24 protein-coding genes are annotated in these 24,676 nt (G+C 57.9%); 10 read left to right on the forward strand and 14 right to left on the reverse strand.

Annotation, left to right across the window (positions count from 1 at the left end; all coding sequences use genetic code 11):
- The first annotated feature begins 36 nt into the window (after positions 1-36).
- The 5 genes from LGH74_RS05370 (at position 37) to LGH74_RS05390 (ending at position 4,152) form a co-directional block, all read left to right on the forward strand.
- Positions 37-453, forward strand: a complete 417-nt coding sequence (locus LGH74_RS05370; protein ID WP_226173116.1) for a hypothetical protein — start codon at positions 37-39, stop codon at positions 451-453.
- A complete protein-coding gene (locus LGH74_RS05375; protein ID WP_226173118.1) occupies positions 453-845 on the forward strand; it encodes a hypothetical protein in 393 nt (130 codons plus the stop codon). Before LGH74_RS05370 ends, LGH74_RS05375 begins: the two co-directional genes overlap by 1 nt.
- Before the next feature lie 10 nt (positions 846-855).
- Positions 856-1,191: a hypothetical protein gene (locus LGH74_RS05380; RefSeq protein WP_226173129.1), complete on the forward strand. Its 336-nt coding sequence runs from the start codon at positions 856-858 to the stop codon at positions 1,189-1,191.
- A gap of 87 nt (positions 1,192-1,278) precedes the next feature.
- Entirely contained in the window at positions 1,279-1,671 is a 393-nt protein-coding gene (locus LGH74_RS05385; RefSeq protein ID WP_226173132.1) for a hypothetical protein, read from the forward strand.
- Positions 1,672-1,785: 114 nt separating this feature from the next.
- Positions 1,786-4,152 (forward strand): transglycosylase domain-containing protein, encoded by a 2,367-nt coding sequence (locus LGH74_RS05390; protein WP_226173134.1) that lies wholly within the window; start codon positions 1,786-1,788, stop codon positions 4,150-4,152.
- 15 nt (positions 4,153-4,167) lie between these two features.
- On the opposite strand, the gene LGH74_RS05395 is transcribed toward LGH74_RS05390, so the two are convergent.
- From LGH74_RS05395 to LGH74_RS05410, 4 genes are all read right to left on the reverse strand, one after another.
- On the reverse strand, positions 4,168-4,737 hold the full coding sequence (locus LGH74_RS05395) for a hypothetical protein (protein ID WP_226173137.1): 570 nt from the start codon (positions 4,735-4,737) through the stop codon (positions 4,168-4,170).
- Positions 4,738-4,771: 34 nt separating this feature from the next.
- Complete coding sequence (locus LGH74_RS05400; RefSeq protein WP_226173140.1) at positions 4,772-5,686, reverse strand: TIGR01777 family oxidoreductase; 915 nt, start codon at positions 5,684-5,686, stop codon at positions 4,772-4,774.
- Between the two features lie 105 nt (positions 5,687-5,791).
- The gene (folE, locus tag LGH74_RS05405) at positions 5,792-6,469 is read right to left on the reverse strand and encodes a GTP cyclohydrolase I FolE (protein WP_226173143.1); all 678 of its coding nucleotides are present in this window, start codon (positions 6,467-6,469) and stop codon (positions 5,792-5,794) included.
- Positions 6,462-6,869 carry a 6-pyruvoyl trahydropterin synthase family protein gene (locus LGH74_RS05410; protein ID WP_226173146.1) on the reverse strand — a complete coding sequence of 136 codons (408 nt, stop codon included), beginning with the start codon at positions 6,867-6,869 and terminating at the stop codon, positions 6,462-6,464. Before LGH74_RS05410 ends, folE begins: the two co-directional genes overlap by 8 nt.
- A 318-nt stretch (positions 6,870-7,187) precedes the next feature.
- Between LGH74_RS05410 and LGH74_RS05415 the strand changes: the two genes are divergently transcribed.
- Complete coding sequence (locus LGH74_RS05415; protein WP_226173149.1) at positions 7,188-7,865, forward strand: DNA repair ATPase; 678 nt, start codon at positions 7,188-7,190, stop codon at positions 7,863-7,865.
- Between the two features lie 71 nt (positions 7,866-7,936).
- Here LGH74_RS05415 and LGH74_RS05420 read toward each other — a convergent pair whose 3' ends face one another.
- Together LGH74_RS05420 and LGH74_RS05425 are read right to left on the reverse strand one after the other, a co-directional pair.
- Positions 7,937-8,527, reverse strand: coding sequence for an inorganic diphosphatase (locus LGH74_RS05420; RefSeq protein WP_226173152.1), 591 nt, complete (start codon positions 8,525-8,527; stop codon positions 7,937-7,939).
- Between the two features lie 10 nt (positions 8,528-8,537).
- Entirely contained in the window at positions 8,538-11,507 is a 2,970-nt protein-coding gene (locus LGH74_RS05425; protein WP_226173155.1) for a M1 family metallopeptidase, read from the reverse strand.
- Between the two features lie 144 nt (positions 11,508-11,651).
- Here LGH74_RS05425 and LGH74_RS05430 point away from each other — a divergent pair, with 144 nt between their 5' ends.
- Positions 11,652-12,050, forward strand: a complete 399-nt coding sequence (locus LGH74_RS05430) for a hypothetical protein (protein ID WP_226173157.1) — start codon at positions 11,652-11,654, stop codon at positions 12,048-12,050.
- Between the two features lie 162 nt (positions 12,051-12,212).
- Here the strand turns inward: LGH74_RS05430 and rplS are convergent, their stop codons facing one another.
- The 8 genes from rplS to LGH74_RS05470 all read right to left on the reverse strand — a co-directional run bounded on the left by rplS (position 12,213) and on the right by LGH74_RS05470 (position 20,785).
- The gene (gene rplS, locus LGH74_RS05435) at positions 12,213-12,569 is read right to left on the reverse strand and encodes a 50S ribosomal protein L19 (RefSeq protein WP_226173159.1); all 357 of its coding nucleotides are present in this window, start codon (positions 12,567-12,569) and stop codon (positions 12,213-12,215) included.
- A gap of 195 nt (positions 12,570-12,764) precedes the next feature.
- Entirely contained in the window at positions 12,765-13,439 is a 675-nt protein-coding gene (gene trmD, locus LGH74_RS05440) for a tRNA (guanosine(37)-N1)-methyltransferase TrmD (RefSeq protein ID WP_226173161.1), read from the reverse strand.
- A gap of 6 nt (positions 13,440-13,445) precedes the next feature.
- Positions 13,446-14,057, reverse strand: coding sequence for a ribosome maturation factor RimM (rimM, locus tag LGH74_RS05445; protein ID WP_226173163.1), 612 nt, complete (start codon positions 14,055-14,057; stop codon positions 13,446-13,448).
- Positions 14,058-14,156: 99 nt separating this feature from the next.
- Entirely contained in the window at positions 14,157-14,708 is a 552-nt protein-coding gene (locus LGH74_RS05450) for a 30S ribosomal protein S16 (protein ID WP_226173165.1), read from the reverse strand.
- A gap of 349 nt (positions 14,709-15,057) precedes the next feature.
- Positions 15,058-15,816 (reverse strand): acyl-CoA desaturase, encoded by a 759-nt coding sequence (locus tag LGH74_RS05455; protein WP_226173167.1) that lies wholly within the window; start codon positions 15,814-15,816, stop codon positions 15,058-15,060.
- A gap of 247 nt (positions 15,817-16,063) precedes the next feature.
- Positions 16,064-16,777, reverse strand: a complete 714-nt coding sequence (locus tag LGH74_RS05460) for an RluA family pseudouridine synthase (RefSeq protein WP_226173169.1) — start codon at positions 16,775-16,777, stop codon at positions 16,064-16,066.
- A gap of 149 nt (positions 16,778-16,926) precedes the next feature.
- A complete protein-coding gene (gene panB / locus LGH74_RS05465) occupies positions 16,927-17,742 on the reverse strand; it encodes a 3-methyl-2-oxobutanoate hydroxymethyltransferase (RefSeq protein WP_226173171.1) in 816 nt (271 codons plus the stop codon).
- Between the two features lie 208 nt (positions 17,743-17,950).
- Positions 17,951-20,785: a putative LPS assembly protein LptD gene (locus LGH74_RS05470; RefSeq protein WP_226173174.1), complete on the reverse strand. Its 2,835-nt coding sequence runs from the start codon at positions 20,783-20,785 to the stop codon at positions 17,951-17,953.
- A 141-nt stretch (positions 20,786-20,926) separates the two neighbouring features.
- Between LGH74_RS05470 and LGH74_RS05475 the strand changes: the two genes are divergently transcribed.
- The 3 genes from LGH74_RS05475 to LGH74_RS05485 all read left to right on the forward strand — a co-directional run bounded on the left by LGH74_RS05475 (position 20,927) and on the right by LGH74_RS05485 (position 24,660).
- Entirely contained in the window at positions 20,927-21,733 is an 807-nt protein-coding gene (locus tag LGH74_RS05475) for an N-acetylmuramoyl-L-alanine amidase family protein (RefSeq protein WP_226173176.1), read from the forward strand.
- A gap of 66 nt (positions 21,734-21,799) precedes the next feature.
- The gene (locus LGH74_RS05480; RefSeq protein WP_226173188.1) at positions 21,800-22,810 is read left to right on the forward strand and encodes an MlaD family protein; all 1,011 of its coding nucleotides are present in this window, start codon (positions 21,800-21,802) and stop codon (positions 22,808-22,810) included.
- A gap of 221 nt (positions 22,811-23,031) precedes the next feature.
- Positions 23,032-24,660, forward strand: a complete 1,629-nt coding sequence (locus LGH74_RS05485; RefSeq protein WP_226173190.1) for an acyl-CoA carboxylase subunit beta — start codon at positions 23,032-23,034, stop codon at positions 24,658-24,660.
- Positions 24,661-24,676: the final 16 nt, after the last annotated feature.

The raw sequence follows: 24,676 nt of genomic DNA on the forward strand, positions 1-24,676 counted from the left end.
CCCGAAGCCCCGGGCTTCTTATTGAACCGCTTACTCATGGAAACTAATCTGGAAAGCTCGGCTCCGGTCGGCTTTGTTGAATCTGAAATATCTCCCCTGGGCCGCTGGCTGGCGGGTGCCCAGCAGCTGAAGGACACGCTGACGATTCTGGGAATGAACATCGTGCTGCTCTTCGGCTTTCTGTTCTTCGGGCTACCCTTGCCGGGGCTGGTCTTGTACGGGCTGCGGTGGCGCTTGGCGCGCGGCACAGCCAGCCGCGTCAATGCCATCTGGCTGTGGGCTCTGGGGCTGTTGCACGAAGTGGTGTGCGCGGCACTGTTTGCCTCGGCTGATGTGCGCAGTGAGCTGCACGAAATGGCCGAATACCTGACTTATGGCTATGCGTTGGGCGCCTTTATCAGCCTGGTAGGCCTCATCGAAATCCTCTCCAACGACGAAACCAGCGCCGCATAATGGACTATTCAACTACCAACCCAACAACCCGCTGGCCCTCGGCCGGCCGCAGCCTGAGCATCCTTATTGCCGTAGTAGCCGTGCTCTGGCTCTGGCTGCAGCTGCCCGGCTGGTACCAGTCGGGCCACGCGGCCGCCGATGCTACCGCTCAGTGGTTGACAGCGCTGGTACACAACGACTGGACGGCTCTGGTTCTGATTGCAGCGGCCAACGTAAGCGTAGCCCGCGGTACCACCGCGCCCATGTGGCGGCTGGGGCACAGCATCGAGCTGCAAGGCATGAAAGGCGCTTTTGTCTTCGTGCTCGGCATGCTGTTTCACCTGCTGGTAGGCGGTTTCGGCGTGGTACTGCTCCTGCTGGGCAGCTCCGACCAAAAGTTGCTTGCCTTATAGTCCCGCCCCGATGACAACCTTGTTGCGCTTCCTGGAGCTGGTGTTTCGGCTGGCTCCCAGGCTGCTGTGGTGGGCGCTGGGCGGGCTGTTTTTCAGCGGGCTGAATATCGTGCTCAAACAGGAGCTCTGGCCCAACACGTCCGCAGCTCCCACTTTCTTCGCCGTATTATTCGTGGGCTGCCTGCTGCTGCTGCCCTGGCTGGCAGCCCGCACGGCCTGGTTGCTGGCCGATGCGGTGGAAAGCTACTTCTGGAAGGCCCTGTGGCGCCTGGCGGCCATCGGCGGCTACTGCGGCGCGGCTCTGTCAGCCGTCGTGGGAGTGGTAGCATTGGCTTTTAACCTCTGAGCTCCGCATCCCCCTAAGGGCCCTTGCCACCTGCCGGCCCCGATTTCAGTAGCTTACGCCATTCCTGCTACTATCATATTCCATCCAATGGCCCGTACCGCGCTGCTCGTTCTGCTTTTTCTGGCCCTGCTCATCGAGCTGGCGCTTACCATTGGCGGCTTCCTAGCACCTGATCTGCTGCTGACCAAGTTTGGGGTAGGGGCCAGCCCGGATACGCGGTTTATGGCCTTCGCGCTGGCTTGGCTACTGCTATTGGTGTCGTTAGTTGATGCGGTGGCCTTGTGGCAGGTGTGGCAGCGGCAGCCGCACTACGCCACGCTCTGCTACCTACTCGGCTTCTGGTGGATTGGCATCGGGCTGGGCCTCTACCTGGGTTACCACCGCCTGGATAACCTGCTGCTCGACTCGGGCAAGGGCCTGCTGATTGTGCTGGCTACTTGGCAAAGCCGCCACACCAGCCGGCCGCTTGTAGTGGTCTGAAAAGGCAAATAACCGAGCGGCGGCCAGCTCAACGTATACGGGGCCGCGCCTAACTGGTATATTTGCACTTCAGTTGCCGGGAGCTCAGGCTCCTTCTGCCTCTATCCGTCCCGAATGTCCGCTTCCGAACAACCGAAAACTACCGCTGCTTCCCGCCCTCCGCGCCGCTGGCCCAACATCGTGGCGCGTACCGTCTGGGGGCTTTTCGTAATTGGCGTCGGCGTTTTCCTGCTCTACCCGATTCTGGTGAAAAGCAACTTTCTGTTCCTGTTTGGCAAGTCGCCGAGCCTGGAGGAAATGGAAAGCCCCAAGGTGGAGCAGGCTTCCGAGCTCTACACCGCCGATGGGGTGCTGCTGGGCAAATACTTCCGCGAAAACCGTTCCCCGGTTCCGTTCAACAAGATTTCGCCCCTGCTCGTCAAAGCCCTTATTGCCACCGAAGACATCCGCTTCTACGAGCATTCCGGCATCGACCTGACGGCCCTGGCGCGGGCCGTGGCCGGGCGCGGGCGCAACGGCGGCGGCTCGACCATTACCCAGCAGCTGGCCAAAAACCTCTACAAAATCCGGCGCGGCGACCGGGGCCTGCTGGGCTACATTCCCATCGTCAGCACCCTTATCAGCAAAACCAAGGAGTGGCTCACCGCCGTGGAGCTGGAAAAGCGCTACACCAAGGAGGAAATTCTGCGGATGTACCTCAACACCGTTGAATACGGCTCCCAGGCTTTCGGTATCAAGGTGGCGGCCAAAACCTTCTTCAATACCTCGCCCGACAGCCTCAACGCCGAGCAGGCTGCCATGCTGGTGGGTATGCTCAACAATCCGACGGCCTTCAACCCCCGCTTCCACCCCGAAACAGCCCTCAAGCGCCGTAACCTAGTACTAGCGCGGATGGGCCAGGCCAACGTGCTGACGGCCAAAGCCGCCGACTCAATTCAACAGCGGCCCATCGTGCTCCAGTACCGCGTCGAGAAGCACATCGACGGCCCCGACACGTATTTCCGGGGTGCCGTCAGCCAGTTCGTCAACAAGTGGTGTGAAGCCAACGGCTACGACATGTACCGCGACGGGCTGAAAATCTACACCAGCATCGATTCCAGGATGCAGGCCCACGCCGAGGATGCGGTGCAGAAGCGCATGAAAACGCTCCAGCAGCAGTTCGACCGGTTCTGGAAAAACCGCGGCGGCAACCCCTGGGTTGACGACGAGGGCAAGGAAATTCCCGACTTCATTGAAACCCAGATGAAGCGCACCGACCAGTACAAAGCCCTGGCCGCTCGTTACCAAGGCCAGCCCGCCCGCCTCGACTCGGCCCTGCACGCCAAGCGCCCGATGAAGGTATTCACCTGGAAAGGCGACGGCGACACCACGCTGGTGCTTTCTCCCCTCGATTCGCTGGCGTACTACAAGCACTTCCTACATGCGGGCATGATGACGATGGACCCCTTCACGGGCCACGTCAAGGCCTGGGTGGGTGGCATCAACTTCCGCTTCTTCAAGTACGACCACGTGAAGCAGGGTCGCCGCCAGGCTGGCTCCACGTTCAAGCCCTTCGTGTACCTCACCGCCCTCGACAACGGCTACACGCCCTGTGACCGGATCCGGGACCAGCGCGTGACCATCAACTACGTCGAAAATGGCAAGGACATGGAGTGGAAGCCCGACAACGTGACCCGCGAATACACCGGCATCAACATGACGCTGCGCCACGCTATGGCCCGCTCCGTCAACTCTGTAACGGCCCAGCTGACCGAGAAAGTAGGCTGGGACAATGTGGCAAAATACGCTCACAAAGTCGGTATTACCAGCCCCTTACTGCCAGTGCCCAGCATCGGTCTGGGCTCGGGCGGTGATGTGAGTGTGTACGAAATGGTAGATGCCTACAGTACTTTCGTCAACAACGGTTTCCAGAGCGAGCCGCAGTTTATTACCCGCATCGAAGACCGCAACGGCAACGTCATCAAGCAGTTTGACCCCAAGCAGAAGCGCGCCATTCCCTCCGAAACGGCCTGGCTGATGCTCTACATGCTGCGCGGCGGTATGGACGAGCCGGGCGGAACCTCGCAGGCCCTGTGGGAGTATGAGCTCTGGAAAAAAGACAATCAGATTGGCGGCAAAACCGGCACTACATCCAACTACTCCGATGGCTGGTACATGGGTGTCACCAAAGACCTCGTAACGGGCGTGTGGGTCGGCGGCGAAGACCGTAGTATCCACTTCTACGGCTCGCAGCAGGGCGAAGGAGGCCGTATGGCGCTGCCCATCTTCGGTACCTATATGGAGAAACTCTACCAGGATGAGGACCTCGATATCACCATGGGCCCGTTCCCGAAGCCGACTTCCAAAATCACCAAAAAGTACATCTGCGTATCCGAATCGGAGCCGCGCCGCCGTCGGGCCGAGCCCGTGGATACCATTGCCACGGATAACCTGCTGGAGCAGCTTAACAGCGGAGTTGTGCCCGTGCCAGATAGCCTGTAGCAGGCTAGGCTGAAGCTACCAGCCGCGTTGGATCAGTAGCTGTTTAGCTGCTTTTTCGTAAGTGCTGCCGTGCTTTTGCCGGAACTGCTGCAATTCTTCGATGCTGTTGAATAAGGTGCCTTCCATCGAAATCTCATCCCATACCAAGCCGATTCCGGGCACGAAGTACACTTCTCCATCCTGTCCGATAATACAAGCCTGCAGCTCGCTGGCTATTTCCAGCAGCAGATCCAGCACGCCGTCCCGCTGAAAGGCCACCACTGGAAAGTAAGCCTCACTTGCCGACAAGCTTAGTACCGCTAGCCAATACTCTGTCGAAGAGCTTGACTGTGGGTGTGCGGTGCCATGCTGCTTTCTAAAAATGCGACTTAGCTTCTCAGAAATCCTGGAAATGCCCGTTACGGGTTTCGGTTCAGCCGCTGGTGGCGCTGTCGTAAGCAACTCAATTGTATCCTCGGGCCGCAACGACGAGGCAAAACGAAGAGCAGCATGGCGTTGTACTACGCGTTGCCATTCTTCTGGCTTAATCGGTATTGGGGTAGCAAAATCGGGCGAGTACCGGGTGATGGTGCAATCGTACGACATAGCACAGGCAAAGGCTCAACAGAAGCAAAAGAGCTTACTCTTCGCTGTAAAAAGACTCCAGCGCCCCTTTCAGTTGCGGATACTCGAACGTGAAACCCTGCTTCAGCACTTTTTCGGCACTTACGCGCTGGGAGCCCAGCACGATTTCGCTCATCTCGCCCATCATCAGCTTCAGGCCGAAGGCTGGTACTTTGGGTAGCACCAGCGGGCGGTGCATCACCTCGGCCAGCGTCTCCGTAAATTCCTGGTTCGTCACCGGGTTGGGTGCCACTGCGTTGTAGGTACCCTGCCAGCGGGCGTCTTCCAGCACCTGAATAAAGAGGCGGCACAAGTCGTCGAGGTGAATCCAGGACATAAACTGCCGACCCGAGCCCAAGGGCGCGCCGGCCATCATTTTTACGGTGCGGGCCAGCGGCACCAGGGCGCCGCCCTCGGTGCTCAGCACAATGCCAATCCGCATCAGTACCGTCCGGATGCCCAGTTCCTGCACCTGCTGCCCGGCTTTTTCCCACTGCTGCGACACGGCCACTAGAAAGTCGTCGGGCGAGGCCGGCGGGGTTTCCTCCGTTACGAGCTGGTCGCCACTGTCGCCGTAGATGCCAATGGCCGAGGCCGACAGAAACGTGCGTACGTGCTGGTTGCTCTTGGCCAGCTCCCGGGCTATGAGGCTGGTACCCTGCAGGCGGCTGGTCAGAATGTCGCGCTTGCGCTCATTGGTCCACTTGCCATCCGATACGCTGGAGCCCGCCAGGTTAATGATGTAGTCGGCGTAGGGCACAGCAGCCTCATCGATGGTACCCGCGCTGGGGTCCCAGCGGAAGCTGCGGTAGCGGCTCTGGCTGGGCTGCCGGCTTAGGATAGCCACTTCGTAGCCCGCATCAATGAGCATATCGGCCAGACGGGTGCCAATCAGGCCGGTACCACCGGTAATGAGAACTTTTCGGGACATGTTCAGGGAGGCTGTCGGCAGGGAGCTGCCACCAGTTGGTGTTTGAGCGAAGTAGATAAAAAACAGGCCGCAAGCTACTACCTAATAGCGTACGGCTACCCTTTTTCATTTCCCGATCAGGCGCAAAAATTCGGCCCGCAGTGCCTGGTCATCCTTGAAAGCTCCGCCGTATTCGGCCGTCAGCGTGCTGCTGCCCGTGTCATTTACGCCCCGGCTCATCACGCACAGGTGGTCGGCTTCGATGAGGACGGCCACGTTTTCGGTGCGCAGGGAGTGTTTCAGCTCCTCGGCAATCTGGCGGGTGAGGCGCTCCTGCACCTGGGGCCGGCGGGCGTAGTATTGTACCACCCGGTTGAGCTTCGAAAGGCCTACCACATGCTCGCCCGGCAGGTACGCCACGTGCGCTTTGCCCATAATGGGCACGAAGTGATGCTCGCAGCACGAAAACACGGTAATGTCCTTTTCTACCAGCAACTGATGGTAACCATAACGGTTCTCAAACAGCTTCACATCGGGCCGGTGCTTGGGGTCGAGGCCCCGGAACCACTCGTGCACGTACATTTTAGCCACGCGCCGAGGGGTGCCCTTCAGGCTGTCATCGGTGAGGTCGAGGCCCAGCAACTGCATGATTTCGTGAAAATGCTCGGCAATGCCAGCAATTTTTTCTTCGTCCGATAAGGCAAAGGCATCCGGGCGAAGTGGAGTACGCAGGTCCGGCGCGAGGTGGGCGTCGGCGGGACCGGAGTTGTGCGCGGCTGCGGCCGCCGACACGTAATTATCCATGATATTCAACAAAGTTGCGGTCCGTTTCATACAGCGTGACCGACAGGGCGAGGTGCGGCTCGACGTGAGTACGCAGCCGGTTCCAGATGACGACGGCGATATTCTCGGCCGTAGGGTTGAGGGTGCGAAAATCGTCGGTATCAAGATTCAGGTTCCGATGATCAAAGGTATCTAGAATCTCGCGCTTGATGAGGTTGCTCAGGCGTTTGAGGTCATATACGTAACCCGTATCCGGGTCGATAGCGCCCGTCAGACGCACCGTTAGCTCGTAGTTATGTCCGTGATAGTGAGGGTTATTGCACTTGCCAAATACCTGCTCGTTGTGCTCTTCGCTCCAGGCAGGGTTGTGCAGGCGGTGAGCAGCGTTGAAATGCTCGGTCCGGCATACAGTTATATTCATAGGATTTAGGAACTGGTAATAGGGGCTTTTGTTTTGATTTCCAAATATATTACACGTATTCTGAGGCAATATATAGCTTATCTTATTCTGGATTTATTTACATAGGTTTTGAATTATGGCAATAAACAATAGGGTGTATCCAATAAAATTAATATTTGTCAAAAAAAATCAAGTTCGGGTGAGTCAACATCACTCGAGTCTGGTTAAATTTGGTGAGTTGGATTCCTGTCGCCGGAGCCAACCTCACCTTTTGTAACTTCTTTTTCCCCACTACTTCATTTCACTATGAAACCAGGCGTACTCCTCTCTCTGCTCCTGATGCTTTTGCTATCGGTGACTGGCTACGCGCAGAAATCGCCCGTAGATGAAACAGATATGGCCATTAAGGGTATTCCCCGTAAAGGTCAGCGTGTTACCATCCAGCTTGACAGCAAGCGCGTCGACGACTCGTGGCAGAAATCACTGAGCGAAAAGTTCGGCAGCAAGTTCAAATCGGACAAAGGTGTTTACACCATGGACGGTGTTGTAATCGAAGACATCTCCAAAACGCCAATCCGGGTAATCAGCAAAGTAGATGCTACTCCAACCGGCACGACCGTATGGTGGTCGATTGACTTGGGCAATGCTTACCTGAGCAAAGATGCAACTCCCGTGCAGTGGAAATCGTCGGAGAAATACCTGAAGGATTTCGCCCGTATGCTCTACCGTGAAGACTTGGCCATCCAGGTTTCGGAAGCTGAAAAAGCGCTGGTTTCGTCGCAGAACAACCACATGGCCGTTATCAACAAAGCTGACGCCATCAAGAAGGACATCGAGAAGAACAAGCTGAAGAAGCAGGAAATTCAGCAGCAGCTGGCTCAGAACGCCGCTGAATTGCTCCAGTACAACAACCTGATTGACTCGAACCTGAAAGAGCAGGAAGCTGCCCGCGCCGACATTGTCAACATGCGCGTTGCGCTGGAGGCCGTGAAGGAGCGTATGAACAAGATTGAGTAGTTCGTCTTACTCCATAAAAAAGCCCCGTCGAGCAATCGACGGGGCTTTTTTTATGCATTCAATGCTGAAATTTATTTCATGGCCAGATGTACCTGCTGGTCGGCGGCCTTTTCATCTTTCCAGCCTACCAGCCGGATTTCCCCCAGCCGCCCCTGGTGCAGAAACCACTGCTCCACCATGTCGCGGGCACTGGGATATTGCTTAAGCAGCGCCTTCCAGGACGTAACGCCCGGCAGAATCTGTTGGCTGGGCCGGGCTGGCACTGCTACTACAACCTGTTCCAGCACCCCGTTGTCGTCGAGGGTAAGCAGCCCGATGGGAAGCACCTCTACCACGGTGCCCTGGGGCTGGGTTTCGGCCAGGATAAGCGCCTGTAGGGGCGCGCCAGTACTTGCCAGGCGCGTACCCGCTACGAAGCCCTGATTGCCGGGGCAGGGCAGAAATTCCACAATATGGTCGAGGCCGGCGCGCCGCACCGGTACAAAGCTTTTGTGCGCCACATCATAGCGCTGGGCATGGTTGGTACCCGCCGGCACTTCCACTACTACCTGCAGCAACTTGCGTTCCGCCGAAAAAGTGGGCAGTTGGGTATAGTCAGTCTGGCAACTGACTATACCCACGCTGACCACGCTTAGGGCTAGTATAGCAACAGTAAGCCGCATAAGCTGGTGGTTATTGCGCCAAGAGCTGGTTGATCTGCCGGAACGGATTCAGCTGTTCCAGGTGCAGCACGAAGCGGATCCGGTCGGTGAAGTCTTTGCGGTTGTCGGGCAGGCCGTTCTGGTACTGCGAACCAACAACCGGCAGGTACAGCTGAAATATATCGGGTATCACAGGCACTACCAAACCCGCGTCGTAGAACACGCGCCGCGCGCTGGAGCCGCTATGCAACTGAAACTGCTCGTCGGTAGCACCCAGGTCGGCAAATACCGCCAGACGCGTCACGGGCAGGTCGGCCTGCAGGTTGAGCGTGCTGAGCCACTTCTGGCTGGTCACTGGCAGGAAAGCTTTGAACGCGCCGTCCCGGTTATCGGTCTGGTGCTCCTGCGCCGTGAAGGTGTGCGAAATCATCTGCCGGTCGAGGAAGGCAGTTTGCCGGCGGTAGTCGGGGCTGCCGCTCAGGCCCAGGTAAAAGTCGGAGGAGCTGTCGAGGAAACGGCCCCCAAAGAGGCGCACTGAAACCCGCTTTTTGGGCGAGTAATACCGCTGGTAGGTTGCCTCGGCGCGGAGCAGCAGGGCGTTGGTCGAGTTGGTTTCCTGGGAAATGGTCGAGGTCAGCTGATTGAGCTCTACGTGGGCACCCCACTTCTGGAGGGCATTGCCGCCGGCCACAGTGTATTCCCCGGTCTGGATGCTGGTCGTTTCATTGCCCCGGTCCTGGTCTTTGACGGCCGTATTGGCCACGCGGAAGGTGTGCTGGGGCCGGTCGTAGGCCGAGCCGGGCAGGGTGAGGGTGATGCTAGGCTCCACTTTCAGATACCGCTCGAAGCGCTGCACTGTGAGGCCCGTCACAATCTGGCGTACCGTCGAATTGGGCAGTACGCTCACGTTCACGTTGGCAATACCGTTGAGCTCATTGCGGCTGAAGCTGTACATCGGCATCAGCAGGAAGTTTAGGTTCTTGTTCACCACCGGGCTGTTGTAGAAAGCCGCGCCTAGCATAAACTTGTCGGAAGTGTTGGCCCCAATAACCGGAAACCAGTTCAGCGTAGCCCGGTCCCAACGCTCTACGCTGAGCAGGGGCTTGATGCTGATGGGCTCGAAGCGGCGCAGGGAGCCGGTCAGCTTCATCCGGTCGTCGCGGCGGTTGAGCTGGGGCGTCACGTAGTCGGCATCCACTACCACGGCCGCCACACCCTCCCGGCGGAAGTTGAGCTGTGCTTCATCCTGCTCGTCTTCGGTGCCGATGAGGGTGGTCCACTGGGTTTCCAGTACTTTGCCCTGGGCATCGAGCGTGCTGACGGGCACGGCAAACGGCGCCGGTGAATCATTACGCACCAGCACTTTCACCTGCGAGTCGGTTATCTGGATATCCGACAGGGCCGCGTCGTAGTGGTGGGTGTTGGTGAGCATATCCTTGAAAAACCAGTCGAGCGGCTGGCCGGTAGATGCTTCGAAAACGGCCTGCATGTCTTCCGGGTACGGGTGCCGAAACTGCCACTGGTCGTAGTAAGCATGCATAGCCTTGTCGAACTTATCCTGGCCCAGGTAGCCCGCCAAATACTTCAGCAGCGACGCGGTGCGCATGTACACGACGATGCCGTAATTGAGCTTGCCGTAGGTATCGGCGCGGGGGCCGCTCACGGGCTGGTCGAGGGCGCGGCTGGCCTGCACCTGGTAGGGTACCTGGTTCATGGCCGAAGAAGTCAGGCCGTCGAGGCCCAGCTTGCCGGCAATCTTACCGGACTTAAGCAGCATGCTAAATTGCCCGGCCTGCGCGTCCTCGCGCTCCGTCACGCGGGTTTCAATGTAGGAGTTTACACCTTCATCCATCCAGGCGTAGTCACGCTCATTGGAGCCCAGAATGCCGTAAAACCAGTTGTGGCCCACCTCGTGCAGAATGGCCGCCGGCATCGTGACGGTGACCATCGGGTATTCCATGCCGGCCCCGGCACTGAGGGCGCCATCCACGGCGGTAGCGGCAGAGTAAGGGTATTCGCCCACCCACTGTGAATAGTAAGTCAAGGCGGTATTCACATCCTGGAGGCCCTTCATCCACTTTTCGGCGTCAGTATTGGTGAAGAGTACCCACGAGGTGACGGCGCGGCCTGAGGGCAGCGTAACACCGCTTTTCAGTACGTTGAAGCGCTTGTCGGCAAACCAGGCGAAGTCGTGTACACGGTCCTGCACGTAGCGCAGGGTTTTGGTTTCGGCCGAAGAAGCCGGAAAAGCTAGGTCGGTACCAAAGTCAGCCTGGGTTTTCTTTAGGGCCGTAGCGGCAGCCAGCTGGTCCATGCGCAGCTGTTCGTCGGGGTTTTGTAGCACGCCGGTAGCACCCACGGTGTAGTTGGCGGGCAGGGTAATGCGCACATCAAACGTACCGAACTCGGAATAGAACTCGCCCTGGTCGAGGTAGGGCATCTGGTGCCAGCCTTTGTGGTCGTACACGGCTGGCTTGGGGTACCACTGCGTAATCTGGTACGACTGCTCGACGTGGCCGAAGCGAGAAAAGGAATCCGGAATCTTGACGTGGAAAGGCGTGGAAATGGTGGCCTTGGCACCCGGGGCCAGCGGCTGGGGCAGTATCAGCTGGGCCATGTCCGGATTAGCGGGGTCATAGGCCAGCTGGGCACTCTGGCCGTTTACCTTGAAATCGAGTTGGTCGATGTAGCCGCGCTGGGCCGCTTTAGCAAACTGGAACTTGCGGCTGCCGTTGCGCAGCTGCTGTTTGGCAAAGGCGGTGCTGTTGTCCTTGTAGGCGTTGGGCCAGAGGTGAAACCAGATGAAAGTGAGTTGGTCGGACGAGTTGTTCGTGTATTGCAACTCCTCAGTGCCGCGCAGCTCGTGTTGTTTGTCATCGAGCGTGACGTCTATCGAATAGTTGACTTCCTGCTGCCAGTAGCCGGCTGGGGCCGCGGCTTGCTGGGCAAAAGTCAGATAGGGCAGGGCGGCTAGTACGAGGCCGGTAAATATTCTTTTCATGAAACGGGAATAGGGGAGAGGCGAATCTGCAACGAAAGTACGTTTTCGGCCCGGAAAAGCTGCGTTGCTGATAACCCAACTGGCCCGGGGCCGTTAGGCTATACACGCCGGGGGTATTATCCCGGCCCCAAAAATCCCGCACCCATGGAAAAGACCGAAGTTCAAAACCAAGTACACCTCGATGCCGCCACGACGATGCTCACCGGCAACCTGCAGGAAGTAGCCTCCCACGCCGGGTTCGACAACGTGCTGCAGCGCTGGATTCAGGATATTAAAGATGCCAATAACCCCGAGCTGCACCAAGTAGTAGTCGATTTGCAGGAGCTGAAAGCCCATTTCGGCTCGGGCACCTACGACAAGGATGTCATTGGCCGCCTGTTGGGCCGGCTGGGCGAAAACACGGTGAAAGCCGCCGTATTTGCCGAGGGCAACACCAAGCCCCGGGTAGAAAAGCTCGGCGAAGCGCTGCTGGCCGCCGCCAAGCAAGTGCAACACCCCGCTGCCGCCGCCGAGCAGGACTTCCAGAACAACAGCGAAGCTTAGGCCCTTCTTGCGCTGTAGTAGCGCAGGTTAGCATAAGAAAGCCGGCCCCCGTAAAGGAGCCGGCTTTCTTATATCCAAGCCGCAAATCAAATAATGTATACACGCAAAAAAGCCGGCTCCCGTAAAGGAGTCGGCTTTTTACTTCTAGGGAGAAGTCGGGGATTAACCGCGACGCTCTTTGATCTTGGCAGCTTTGCCCGACAGGCCACGCAGGTAGAACAAACGGGCGCGACGTACTTTACCGCGACGCACCAGCTCGATCTTATCGATGTTGGGCGACAGCAAAGGGAAAATACGCTCGGTACCAATTTGGTTCGAGATTTTACGCACGGTAAAGGTCTCGCCGTTGGTGCTGGCGTTTTTGCGCTGAATAACTACACCCTGGAACTGCTGAATGCGCTCCTTGTTGCCCTCGCGAATCTTCACGTGAACATTAATGGTGTCGCCGGCGGCGAAAACAGGGAAGCTGGCGCGGCGCTCCTGGGACTCCTGCTGGATAAAATCGAGTAATACGCTCATGGCTGGAAAAACTTGAAAAAGGACGGCGCCGCCGCCCAAGGGGTTTCGCTTAAAGAGGCGCAAATATAGCGCTCTGTTTTGATGATTACAACTGAGCGGAATGTGGGGGAATATGGTAAATGTGATAAATGTGGTAAATGAGGCTGTGAGGCCGATTTATTTTCACATTTTCCACCCTTTCACGTTTCTCACATTCTACTCAAGCAGGTCGGGGCGGCGCTGGCGTGTGCGCTCCACGGCTTGCTCATGTCGCCAGACTTCTACCAGCGGCGTGTTGCCGGAGAGGAGAATGTCGGGTACTTTTTCGCCCCGCCATTCCGCGGGCCGGGTGTAAACGGGCGGGGCCAGCAGGTTGTCCTGGAACGAGTCGCTCAGGGCCGATTCCTCGTTGCCGAGCACGCCCGGCAAGAGCCGCACCACAGCATCGACCAGAATGGCCGCGCCCAACTCGCCGCCGCTCAGCACATAGTCGCCCACGCTGATTTCGTGGGTAATGTAGGCTTTGCGAATCCGCTCATCGACGCCCTTGTAGTGGCCGCAGAGAATGAGCAGGTTGCCGGCCAATGAAAGCCGGTTGACCAAGGGCTGGCGGAGCGTTTCTCCGTCGGGTGTCATGTAGATGACGGCATCGTAGGTACGCTCGGCCAGCAGCTCATCGAGGCAGGCCGCAATGGGCTCCACGCGGAGCACCATACCGGCGCCACCGCCAAAAACGTAGTCGTCAATCTGCCCGTGCTTGTTGATGGCAAAGCGCCGCAAGTCGTGCACGTGAATTTCGGCCAGTCCTTTTTCCTGGGCGCGCTTCACGATGGAAACGGCGAAAGGGCTGGTCAGCAATTCGGGCTGGCAGGTAACGATGTCGAGGCGCATGACGGGCTACTTCTTGTCCTCTGGCTCGGAATCGGTTTCCGGGCCGTCGAATTCGTCGGGCTCGTCCCGCTCCCGGGAAGTGGGGCTCAAATACACGTCGAGGAGGCCTTCGGGCAGGTTGACGTAAAGCTTTTTCTCAGCTTGGTCGGCGTGCGAAATCAGCTCATCGACTACCGGCACCAGAATTTCCTTGCCCTGGTAGCGCATGCCCATCAAATCCTGCTTCGGCATCTCGTAGAACGTCTCAACCGTGCCCAGTTCACCCAGCGTTTCATCGACTACGGTGTAGCCGATAACGTCGTGGAAGTAGAACTGGTCGTCTGCCAGCTCGGGCAGCTCGGTCAGCGGGCGGTAGAGCTTGGCGTTGCGCAGGGGCTCGGCAGCTTCTATCGTGTCGATGCCGGTGAGCTTGAGCAGGGCCTTGTTGTCGGGCTGGGGCTGAAGCTTATCCACGCCGTAGGGCGCGAGCTTACCAGGCTTGCCGGGCAGCTCCAGATACACCGACTTCAGGCCGCGGTACTCATCCAGGTTTTCGACATCCATGAAAGCCACTACAAAGCCTTTCAGGCCGTGCGTTTTGCCGATGGAGCCCAACAGATAGCAGTCGTCGATGGTCATGATCGAAGAGAAAAAGAGAGGGCAAAAAAGCAGGGAGTTTGGAAGCCGCGCTCTAAACGAGCACTAAGCTTCCAAACTCCCTGCCTCTGGAACTAACGCTTAGGCGCCGGCTTCCTCGGTGGTATCGGCCGAAGCAGCAGCTTCCGTCGTTTCACCTTCGGCAGCTTCAGTAGCAGCTACTGGCTCCGCTACGGGCGTGTTTTTCTTGCGGATAGCTTCAGCACGGGCTTCCTTCACTTTGGTCTCAGCAGCCAGGGCAGCCTTCTTGGCTTCGTCCTTAGCCGAGCCCAGCGAGGTGCGCTTGCCTTCGATTTTGCTGTCTTTCTGCTCTTTCCAGGCAGTGAAACGCTCGTCGGCTACGTCCTGCGAAATGGCACCTTTGATAACACCCAGCTGCAGGTGCTTGCGGTAGAGCACACCACGGTAAGAGAGCATAGCACGAACCGTATCGGTTGGCTGGGCACCTTTCATGATCCAGTCGAAAGCCTTTTCGCCGTCGAAGTTGATGGAAGCAGGGTTGGTGTTGGGGTCGTAGGTACCGATTTTCTCGATGAAACGGCCGTCGCGGGGGGCGCGGGCGTCAGCTACTACGATGTCGAATTGAGCGGCCTTTTTACGGCCACGACGGGCGAGGCGGATTTTAACTGCCATAAACCGGGTTGGTTAAGCGACGCAACTCGTGCGTCTGGTTGAAAATGAGGTGCAAAGGTAAGGGAAAATAATGTGGGTTAATGTGCTAAATGTGAAGAATGTGCTCAAGTGCTAATGTGAGGAATGTGCTGGGCTAATGTGGTTGCATGTAGGATATGTGAAAAATGTGTCATTGCGAGCTTGCGAAGCAATCCGTCCTCTGAAATGTGCCGAGCTTCCTAAATAGAAAAGCCCTTTACTACCACGTGTAGTAAAGGGCTTTCTGATAAAAGGTCAGGTCCTGCTGCGCAGAGGACGGATTGAAGCCGCTTGATGCGCGGAATGTCGTGCCTCCTTGCAATGACACGTTTTATGCGGCAACCTTCATCTTCTGGGTGGAAACTTTGCGCTTGATCTTGATGATGCGGGCTTTGTCCAGGGTCCAGATGAACATGTAGGTGGGGTCGAATTCCCACCACTTCACGCCGAAGTTGACGCGCATGGGCAGCTTGTGGTGGTTGTTCTGGAACAGCTCGCCAAACGCCAGGAAATCCAGGGCCAGCGTGTTTTTGCTGTGGTCGTGGTTGTCGAAGTTCTGGTAGCCATACTTGTGGCCGCCCCAGTTCACGATGGCACCGTGGATAGGGCCCATCAGGAAGTGGATAGGCAGTAGCAGGTACATCCACCAAGCGGTGGCAAACTGCACGTAGAACAGGACGTAAAACGTGCCCCAGGCCACGCGAGAGTACCATTTGTCGCCCAGGTTTTCAATGAGCGACCATTCGGGATAGTCGCCCTCAAACCGCTCGGCGGCCGCGTAGTTGCGGTTCAGCACGTCGTTGTAGATGTTCTTGGTTTTCCACATCATCGAAAAGGCATTCGACGAAAACAGCGGGGAGTGGGGGTCCATTTCCGTGTCGGAGTAGGCGTGATGCATGCGGTGCAGCAGCGCGTAGGCCCGCGGCGACAGGAAGGATGAGCCCTGACACACGTAGGTAAACAGGAAGAAGAACCGCTCCCAAAATTTGTTCATCGTGAACATCTTGTGAGCTGCGTACCGGTGCAGGTAGAACGTCTGCGTGAAGAGCGACAGGTAATAGTGCGCTACAAAGAAAATGAGTATCGGCATGGGCCAGAAAAATTAAGGACGCGGTTGGCAGACGGAGCAGCTTTGCCCGCAGAAGCAGAACGGGATAGTATAAGTTCCTATTACCAGGGCAAAACTACGGCGGTGGGGGGCCGTGTTCAATAAACGGGCCCAAAAGACCAAAATCTTATTCAGGAGCCCGGTAGCAAGAGGCTGTACCAGCTGCTAACAACCAAAAAGCCTCCCCAGGGTTGGGGAGGCTTCCAGAAAAAATCTGATTACGGGTTATTTAGGCTGGGTAAAAGGCGCGAGCGGCATCCCAGTGGGCCATTTCCGGCACCGGCGCCCGGAAGCACATGGCTTCCTTCGTAACGGGGTGTTCAAACTCCAGCTGCCGGGCGTGCAGGGCAATGCTCACGTCGGGCAGCGGATTGAGGAAGCCATACTTCACGTCGCCGACGATGGGCGTGCCCAAGCCGGTAGCCAGCTGCACCCGAATCTGGTGGGGGCGGCCCGTAATGGGGTTTACCTGCACCAGAAACCGGTTGCCGGCCTGGCCCAGCACCTGGTAGTCGAGGTCGGCTTTCAGGCCCTGGCCGTGCCGCTCGGTGTACGCTTTGGTAACGTTGCGAATCGGGTCTTTTACCAGCCAGTGCGTGAGGTGGCCGCTGGTGGGCTCGGGACATTTACCTACCAGGGCCCAATAGGTTTTATGCACCTTATTGTCGCGGAACATCTCATTCAGGCGGCTCAGGGCCTTGCTAGTTTTGGCCAGGGCCACTACGCCGCTCACGGGCCGGTCGAGGCGGTGGGCTACGCCCACGAAGGCCGCGCCGGGCTTTTTGTACTTGAAGCGTAGGTACTCGGCGGCTTTCACCGACAGCGGCTCATCTCCGGTATTGTCGCCCTGCACGAGTACGCCGGCAGGCTTGTTGAGAATAAGCAGGTGGTTGTCTTCGAACAGAATTTCCTGCTGTTCCGACCAGATATTGGGACGATTCACTGGGTGTCAGTTAACAATTAACATGTATCATTCAACATTTATCATATCACAATTTTAGCATGAGCAAGGATGCGCTAAGCTTCAGGAAGCCCGAGCGGAAAATGCTCATTCAGGATTGTTAAATGATAAATTTCAAATGATAAATGACTCTAGTACGCTTCTTCGGCGCTGGGGAAGTTGTGGTCTTTTACGTCGGCTACGTAGCGGGTCACGGCGTCATGCATCAGGTCGGCCAGCTCGGCGTAGCGGCGCAAAAAGCGCGGCTTGAACTCCTTGGTAATACCCAGCATATCGTGGACCACCAGCACCTGCCCGTCTACATCGGGGCCAGCCCCGATGCCGATTACGGGAATGGTAAGCTGTTCGGCTACCTGCTTGGCCAGCGCCGACGGAATCTTTTCCAGCACCAAAGCAAAGCAGCCCAGATCCTGAAGCAGCTGCGCGTCTTCGATCAGCTTCTGGGCTTCGGCTTCTTCCTTGGCCCGCACCGTGTAGGTGCCGAATTTGTAGATGCTCTGCGGCGTGAGGCCCAGATGGCCCATGACGGGGATGCCGGCGGTGAGAATACGCGTAATGGATTCCTTGATTTCGGCGCCGCCTTCCAGCTTAATAGAGTGCGCCCCCGATTCTTTCATGATGCGGATGGCCGAGCGCAACGCTTCCGACGAGTTGCCCTGGTACGAGCCGAACGGCATATCGACTACCACCAAAGCCCGCTTCACGGCCCGCACTACACTCTGGGCGTGGTAAATCATCTGGTCCAGGGTGATGGGCAGTGTCGTTTCGTGACCGGCCATAACGTTGGAGGCCGAGTCGCCGACGAGCAGCACGTCAATACCCGCTCCGTCGAGGATGGTGGCCATGGAGAAATCGTAGGCGGTCAGCATCGAAATCTTTTCGCCCCGGCGTTTCATGGCCAGGAGCTGGTGCGTAGTAACGAGCTTAACTTCTTTGTGCTGCGACATCAGAGGAAACTGCTAAATCAGAGTGAGACGAATAAGGGCAAAGCTGCGGATTTTTTGCCATATCCGGCCCACACCGCCACCCAGGCGTAGGTAGGAAGCCTGCCGCACGGAAGAAGTTTGACCCCGCTGCCATTCACGACAAAGGCCTGCCGCCTGCTATTTCTAGCCACAAAAGTAAGCTGCCGGCAACTGCACAACCAGTTGCCGCCTACCGGTTCAGGAAAGAGCGGTTGCGGTTCAGCTTCAGGTCCTGGAGCAACGACGACTTAGCTGCAATGGTCACGAAGTAGCCGCGGGTGAGGCCGAAGGGCCGCCAGTTGCCCGTAATCTGCCAGCAATGCAGGTCGCGGTAGAAGTCCAGGGACGGCGCTACCACCTGCTTGCTCACGAAGTCGTAGCTGGCATTGTAGCCGAAGCGGAAGTTGCTGGTTAGCTTCACCGAGCCGCTGGCCGTAACCGAGGCCGACGTAATGGGGCGCCGCAGGCGGGTGCCGCGCTCCGGCAGCGGGCCGGGGTCGGTGTAGCCCGTGGTGAAGCTAGTGGACAGTTCCCAGGGAATCTCAAAATCGACGTAATCTTCGTACGGATTAATGCGGTTGGGCGTACCCAGAGTGGGGTCGTTGGTGGGCGGCAGATTACGTGGCACCGTCGACTTCTTCTTGCCCTGAGCCGGGTTAAACTGATAGCTGAGCGACAAATCGGCGGTGGCCAGGCGAGCCAGGCGGCGTCTTGACTGCTCAAACAGGTACTTGTTCAGCAGGCGGCCGGTAGAGTCGCGCTGGTAGAAGACGAAGTTGGCGTTGACGTTCAGGTTGAGCTTACGGGCAACCTGGGTGCGGAACACGGCCGACAGCGGCTGCAGGTTGAACGAATCGGCTACCAGGTTGTAGCCCGTGCTGAAGTCGAGGCCATCGATGAGGCTGACTTTCTCAAACGGGGTGGTGCCGGTGGTATCGTTGTTGTTGCGTACCTTCATTTCCACCTGGTTCTGCAGCGAGAAACTGATCTGGCTGGTCTCGGTGCCGCTGGGGGTGCCGTAGAGGAAGCCCTGGTAGCGCGAGAAAGTAACCGGGTTCAGAATGCGGCCCGTATTCTCATTGTACACGTTGTAGCGCTGGCCCTGGCTGTTGGTCAGGTCGCCCAGCGGCTGGTTGTTATTGAAAAAGTACAGGCTGCTGCGCCGGGTATAGTCGGGCGAATAGCTGTAGTTGAAGCTGGGCGTGAGCTTGTGCCGGATGGCCTGAATCTTACGGGTGCCTTTGCGCACTATTGTGCCGTAGATGTTGGTGCCCATATTGATGCCGCCCGACCAGTTGTACACCCGGTTGAAGCCCCGCACGGTATCGATGCGGATGGCGCGGGCCACATTGTTGTAGGAGTAGTTCAGGCGCTTGTTGTACCACACCTCACCGTAGTTGATGGACGGCGACACGTTGAAGTATTTGAGCACCGGCAGCGGAATGGTATAGCTGCCCAGCGCAATCTGGAACTGGTGCTGCACGCCGGTCTGGGAATTGCGGAACAGCGGCTTCAGGCTGTTGAGCGAAACGGGCAGCTGGCTGGCTTCGCTGGTACCGCCCAGCAGTGGAATACCGCCGCCCAGAGTGCGGGCGGGCAGGGAGTTGCTCAGGCGGTTCTGGCCCGTGAAGGTGTAAGCCACCGAAAACTGCTCGTAGAAGCGGCCTCGGGGCGCAATGCCCAGCAGCTCATAGGGGTATTGCCGGGCCACGCCTACCGTAACGTCGGGCAGGGTAAAATCCATGCTGCCGGTAGCCGTATTCTGGCTCTGGCTCATCTGCAGGGAGTAGTTAACGGGCGAGTTACGAATCTGCTTCTGGTAGCTAACCGTGGAGCTGAAGGCCGGCGTGAGGTAGCGGCGCTGGTCGAAGCTGTTCTGTTGGTTGTAGTCGTTGCTGCCGGCCTGCACGCTGGCCGAGAACCGGCCGCCGCCGGGCCGGGGCGTAGGCGTGTGGTTCCAGCTCAGCCAGAACGTGCGCGGCGTGCGGGGCTTGCGGTACTCCGAGTTGGTATTCACCGTGTTGGAGCGTAGAATCAGGTCCGGTGGCCGGGCGCTGTAGCTGAAATTCAGCAAGCCATTATAGGAGTAGCGCTTCAGGTACTGCATTTCGGTCGTGACGCCGAAGCCGCCGAAGGAGTTGGCCACGCCCGAATAGATGTCGCCCGTGACGCGTACCCCGATGTTGTCGTTTACTACCCAATAGTAGCCGCCGTTGCGCAAGGCGAAGCCCCGGTCGGAGGTCTGACCAAAGGAAGGAATAATCAGGCCTGAGGCCCGGCTTTTGCCCGGCGTGGGGAAATAGCCGAACAGAAAGCCCAGCGGCGTCGGAATGTCGCCGATAACGAGGTTGAAGGGTCCGGTTACCACCTTTTCCTTCGGAATCATCTTCATCTTGGTGGCATTGATGAAAAAGTGCGGGTGCTCGAGGTTGCAGGTGGTGTAGCGCCCATTACGGCCGAATATTTCGTTCAGCTCGTTTTTCTTGATGGTTTCGGCGTGTACGTAGCCTTCGCCCTGCTGGGTGACGGCCTCGGCAATTTTGCCGCGCTTGGTTTTGAAGTTATAGTTGATGCGGCCCGCTGTATAAGTGCCCCCACCATCCTTAAAGATGGGCTTGCCTTGCACTTTACCGGTGGTGTCCTGGGCGCCTTCGGCCGTCAGCAGGTTTTTGCTGTAGTCTACCGTAATGCGGTTGGCCTGCAGGTCCATGTCGCCGTAGTCGATGGACGACTTGTTGTAAAGGCGCGCTATTTTGTTCTGTACTTCGAACCGAATCGAGTCGGTGGCAGAATATTTAATAGTCGTTTCGATGTCGCCTTTGGGCCGGGCCGACACGCGCAACGAGTCGCCGGTGGCGCTGCTGTCGGTGGCCGTCAGCAGGCGCGCAGTGCGAGTCGTATCGGGCCGTGGATCGGTCAGAGGGCGTCCATTAGGGTCAAAACGGGGTACTTTGGCCGGCATGCCGGGCTTCTGCACCCGCTGGGCCCAGGCCTCGGAACTACTGTTGAGCCATAGTGCGGCCACCAGCAGCAAAGGCTGCCAGAGGCGGAGATAAGGACGGATTGCGGACAGGATAGACAGCGTAGACGGGGCCACGTGGTTTTTATCGTTTATTTTGTGGCTGTTTGCAAAGGTAACGGGTAGCTGCCCCAACTAACGAACTCCGTGCGGAATATTGTCGCTCTTTGCGTATCGGGTCTGATTTTTCTTTCAGGCTCATCGGTGGCCGTAGCGCCGGGTGCTCCCGGCCTGCCGCCCCAGAAATATCGTTTGCGTACCGTGGTGCTCGATGCCGGGCACGGCGGGAAAGACCGTGGCTGTACCGGCGTAAAAGCTAGGGAGGCCGATGTGGCCCTCAAAATCGTGCTGGAAGTAGGCCAGCTTATTGAGGAGAACATGCCCGACGTGAAGGTGGTGTACACCCGCAAAACCGACGTGTTTGTGGAGTTGGCCGACCGGGCCGGCATTGCCAACAAGCACGGCGCCGACCTCTTTATCAGCGTGCACTGCAACGCCAGCGCCCCCTCGGCCTACGGCACCGAGGTCTGGACGATGGGGCCGCACAAAACCGACATGAACCTGTCGGTGGCCAAGCGCGAAAACGCCGTAATTCTGCAGGAAGACAACTACAAGGAGCGCTACAGCGGCTTCGACCCGACCTCGCCCCAGAGCCACATCCTGTTTTCGCTCTACCAGAGTGCCCACATCGTGAACAGCCTGCGCTTTGCCCAGAAAGTTGATCGGCAGTTTAAAACCACGGTGGGCCGGCACTCGCGCGGGGTGAAGCAGGCGGGCTTTCTGGTGCTCTGGAAATCGACGATGCCCTCGGTGCTGATTGAAGCCGGCTTCCTGACCAACCGCACGGAAGAATTGTATCTCAACGATAAATCGGGGCAGTCGTATATGGCCTCGGGTATCTACCGGGCTTTCCGGGATTATAAGAATGAACTGGAAGCCATGAATGGAGAATAAACCGGCTTCAGACCATGAGTTAGCCGTTTATCTTCTGCCCTCTACACCCTCAAGATCTGACGCAGCGTGTCAAAAGAACTTAAAGTAGCCCTGCTGGGCATCGTGGCCCTGGCAGCCTTATATATTGGCTTCAACTTCCTGAAAGGCAGCAATCTGCTGTCTTCCGATCGGACCTATTACGCCAAGTACGACAACGTGGACGGCCTGACCGTGGGCAACCCCGTGATTCTGAACGGTGTGAAAGTAGGCCAGGTGAAAAACATGGAGCTGCTGCCCGAGGAGCGTAACCGCATCCGCGTTTCCCTAGAGCTGCAGAAAGGCATTACCGTCGGTGACTCTACGGTGGCCAGCCTCTCGGGCTCGTTGCTGGGCAGCAAGACCATTACCCTGTTTCTGGGCAAGAACTCGAAAGTATTCGATGGTGGGGAGGAGCTGAAGTCCTACACTGTCGCCAGCATTACGGATGCCTTCCAGGCCAAGGCCCTGCCCGTGCTCGGTACCGTCGATTCGACGCTGATCAAGGTGAACAGCTTTCTGAGCAAAGAGGCGCGGGTGAGCCTGCAGGCCACGCTGCTCAACGCCCAGGGCAGCACCGAGGCGCTAAAAAACCTGCTGATCATGAACCAGCGCAACATCAACCAGATTACCACCAACATGGCCCAGCTCACCAATGAGCTGAACAAGACCAGCAAGAAGTTCGACCGGATTGCCGTCAACTTCGCCCAGCTCAGCGACTCGCTTAAGAGTGCCCCGGTGGGTCCGGCCATGCGCAAGCTCAACGCCACCATGACCGAAGCCCAGACCGCCATGACCGGTGTGAATAAGGCCCTGACCGATCAGAAAGGCTCGTTGGGCAAGCTCATCAACGACACGCTGCTCTACCGCAACCTGAACGCCACGGCCGCCAGCTCTGACGCGCTGCTCAAAGACCTCAAGGCCAACCCCAAGCGCTACGTGCACTTCTCGGTATTCGGGGGCGGCGGCAAGGAAAAGAAAACCAAAACCGAAGTGGAGTCGACGGCCGTGAAGCCCGACGGCGCCACCACTGAAACCGAAGTGAAAACCACGGTTAAATAACGGCTGGCCGCATAGCACCGCCGCTTCGCGCTACTTGCTTACCTTTGAATCCGCCCCGCCAGGGGCGGATTTTTTTATTGCCCGCACCCGCGGTGAAGTTGGGAGAGGTGAAGTTGTGAATTAGGGCTCAAACTGCGCAAATGGCGCTGTAGAACAGCAATTCACAACTTCACCTCTCCCAACTTCACCATCTTCCCATTCCTCTCCCCACCCACTTCCCGATGAACCTCGAATTCAACAAAAACGAAGACAGCAGCAAGCAGCTTAATTTTCAACTTTCCCAGCGCCTCAAAAAGATGCAGCTCGGTGGCGGCGAAAAGCGCATCGAGGCCCACAAGGCCAAGGGCAAGCTCACGGCCCGGGAGCGGATAGACTATTTGATTGATAAGGATTCCCAAACGGTGGAAATCGGGGCCTTTGCCGGCGAGGGAATGTACAAGGAGGAAGGCGGCTGCCCCGGCGGCGGTGTGGTGGTGGTTATCGGCTGGGTGCAGGGCCGGCAGTGCGTGATTGTGGCCAACGACGCCACCGTGAAGGCCGGGGCTTGGTTTCCGATTACGGCCAAGAAAAACCTGCGGGCCCAGGAAATCAGCATCGAAAACAAGCTGCCCATCATCTACCTCGTCGACTCAGCCGGGGTGTATTTGCCGATGCAGGACGAAATCTTCCCCGATAAGGAGCACTTCGGCCGCATCTTCCGCAACAACGCCGTGATGAGCAGCATGGGCATTGTGCAGCTGGCCGCCATTATGGGGCCCTGCGTGGCTGGCGGCGCGTATTTGCCGATTATGTCTGACGAGGCCATGATTGTGGACGGTACCGGCTCGGTGTTTCTGGCGGGCTCCTACCTGGTGAAGTCGGCTATTGGCGAAACCATCGACAACGAAACGCTGGGCGGCGCTACCACGCACTCCGAAATTTCGGGCGTGACGGACTACAAGTTTGCCACCGACGAAGAGTGCCTGGAGCACATCCGCAATATCTTCGACAAGCTCGGCGGCCACGCAACGGCCGGCTTCTCGCGCAAAGCCCCACTGGCCCCGGCCAAGGACGAGAAGGAAATCCTGGGTTTGCTGCCGTCGGATCGGGTGAAGCCCTACGACATGATGGACATCATCGAGCGGCTAGTGGATAACTCCGAGTTTGAGCCCTACAAGGACCTCTACGGCCAGACGCTGATCTGCGGGCTGGCCCGCATCGACGGTTGGGCCGTGGGCATCGTGGCCAACCAGCGCAAAATCGTGAAGACCAAGAAGGGCGCCATGCAGATGGGCGGCGTTATCTACTCCGACTCGGCCGATAAAGCCGCGCGCTTTATCATGAACTGCAACCAGAAGCGGATTCCGCTGGTGTTTCTGCACGACGTGTCGGGCTTCATGGTCGGCTCGCAGTCGGAGCACGGCGGCATCATCAAGGACGGGGCGAAGATGGTGAATGCCATGGCCAACTCGGTGGTACCCAAGTTCTCGGTCATTATCGGCAACAGCTACGGGGCCGGCAACTACGCCATGTGCGGCAAAGCCTACGACCCGCGCCTGATAGTGGCCTGGCCCACGGCCCAGCTGGCCGTGATGAGCGGGGCCGCCGCCGCCAACACGCTGCTCCAGATTCAGGTGGCTTCTCTCAAAGCCAAGGGCGAAGTCATTACCCCCGAAGCCGAAAAGGAGCTGCTGGACCGCATCAAGGCCCGTTACGACGAGCAGCTCTCACCCTACTACGCCGCAGCCCGCCTCTGGGTCGACGCCATCATCAACCCACTGGAAACCCGCAAAGTCATTTCCGAAGGCATTTCCATGGCGAACCACGCGCCGATTGAGAAGGCGTACAATGTGGGCGTGATTCAGGTGTGAGGCAAAAAAACGGTAT

The sequence above is a fragment of the Hymenobacter lucidus genome, from assembly GCF_020447265.1.
Taxonomy (GTDB): Bacteria; Bacteroidota; Bacteroidia; order Cytophagales; family Hymenobacteraceae; genus Hymenobacter; species Hymenobacter lucidus.

Excerpts from the sequence above, each read along its gene's own strand:
- LGH74_RS05370 (WP_226173116.1), top strand. The coding sequence starts at position 37 with ATGGAAACTAATCTGGAAAGCTCGGCTCCGGTCGGCTTTGTTGAATCT.
- LGH74_RS05375 (WP_226173118.1), top strand. The coding sequence starts at position 453 with ATGGACTATTCAACTACCAACCCAACAACCCGCTGGCCCTCGGCCGGC.
- LGH74_RS05380 (WP_226173129.1), top strand. The coding sequence starts at position 856 with ATGACAACCTTGTTGCGCTTCCTGGAGCTGGTGTTTCGGCTGGCTCCC.
- LGH74_RS05385 (WP_226173132.1), top strand. The coding sequence starts at position 1,279 with ATGGCCCGTACCGCGCTGCTCGTTCTGCTTTTTCTGGCCCTGCTCATC.
- LGH74_RS05390 (WP_226173134.1), top strand. The coding sequence starts at position 1,786 with ATGTCCGCTTCCGAACAACCGAAAACTACCGCTGCTTCCCGCCCTCCG.
- LGH74_RS05395 (WP_226173137.1), bottom strand. The coding sequence starts at position 4,737 with ATGTCGTACGATTGCACCATCACCCGGTACTCGCCCGATTTTGCTACC.
- LGH74_RS05400 (WP_226173140.1), bottom strand. The coding sequence starts at position 5,686 with ATGTCCCGAAAAGTTCTCATTACCGGTGGTACCGGCCTGATTGGCACC.
- folE (WP_226173143.1), bottom strand. The coding sequence starts at position 6,469 with ATGGATAATTACGTGTCGGCGGCCGCAGCCGCGCACAACTCCGGTCCC.
- LGH74_RS05410 (WP_226173146.1), bottom strand. The coding sequence starts at position 6,869 with ATGAATATAACTGTATGCCGGACCGAGCATTTCAACGCTGCTCACCGC.
- LGH74_RS05415 (WP_226173149.1), top strand. The coding sequence starts at position 7,188 with ATGCTTTTGCTATCGGTGACTGGCTACGCGCAGAAATCGCCCGTAGAT.
- LGH74_RS05420 (WP_226173152.1), bottom strand. The coding sequence starts at position 8,527 with ATGCGGCTTACTGTTGCTATACTAGCCCTAAGCGTGGTCAGCGTGGGT.
- LGH74_RS05425 (WP_226173155.1), bottom strand. The coding sequence starts at position 11,507 with ATGAAAAGAATATTTACCGGCCTCGTACTAGCCGCCCTGCCCTATCTG.
- LGH74_RS05430 (WP_226173157.1), top strand. The coding sequence starts at position 11,652 with ATGGAAAAGACCGAAGTTCAAAACCAAGTACACCTCGATGCCGCCACG.
- rplS (WP_226173159.1), bottom strand. The coding sequence starts at position 12,569 with ATGAGCGTATTACTCGATTTTATCCAGCAGGAGTCCCAGGAGCGCCGC.
- trmD (WP_226173161.1), bottom strand. The coding sequence starts at position 13,439 with ATGCGCCTCGACATCGTTACCTGCCAGCCCGAATTGCTGACCAGCCCT.
- rimM (WP_226173163.1), bottom strand. The coding sequence starts at position 14,057 with ATGACCATCGACGACTGCTATCTGTTGGGCTCCATCGGCAAAACGCAC.
- LGH74_RS05450 (WP_226173165.1), bottom strand. The coding sequence starts at position 14,708 with ATGGCAGTTAAAATCCGCCTCGCCCGTCGTGGCCGTAAAAAGGCCGCT.
- LGH74_RS05455 (WP_226173167.1), bottom strand. The coding sequence starts at position 15,816 with ATGCCGATACTCATTTTCTTTGTAGCGCACTATTACCTGTCGCTCTTC.
- panB (WP_226173171.1), bottom strand. The coding sequence starts at position 17,742 with ATGTCGCAGCACAAAGAAGTTAAGCTCGTTACTACGCACCAGCTCCTG.
- LGH74_RS05485 (WP_226173190.1), top strand. The coding sequence starts at position 23,032 with ATGAACCTCGAATTCAACAAAAACGAAGACAGCAGCAAGCAGCTTAAT.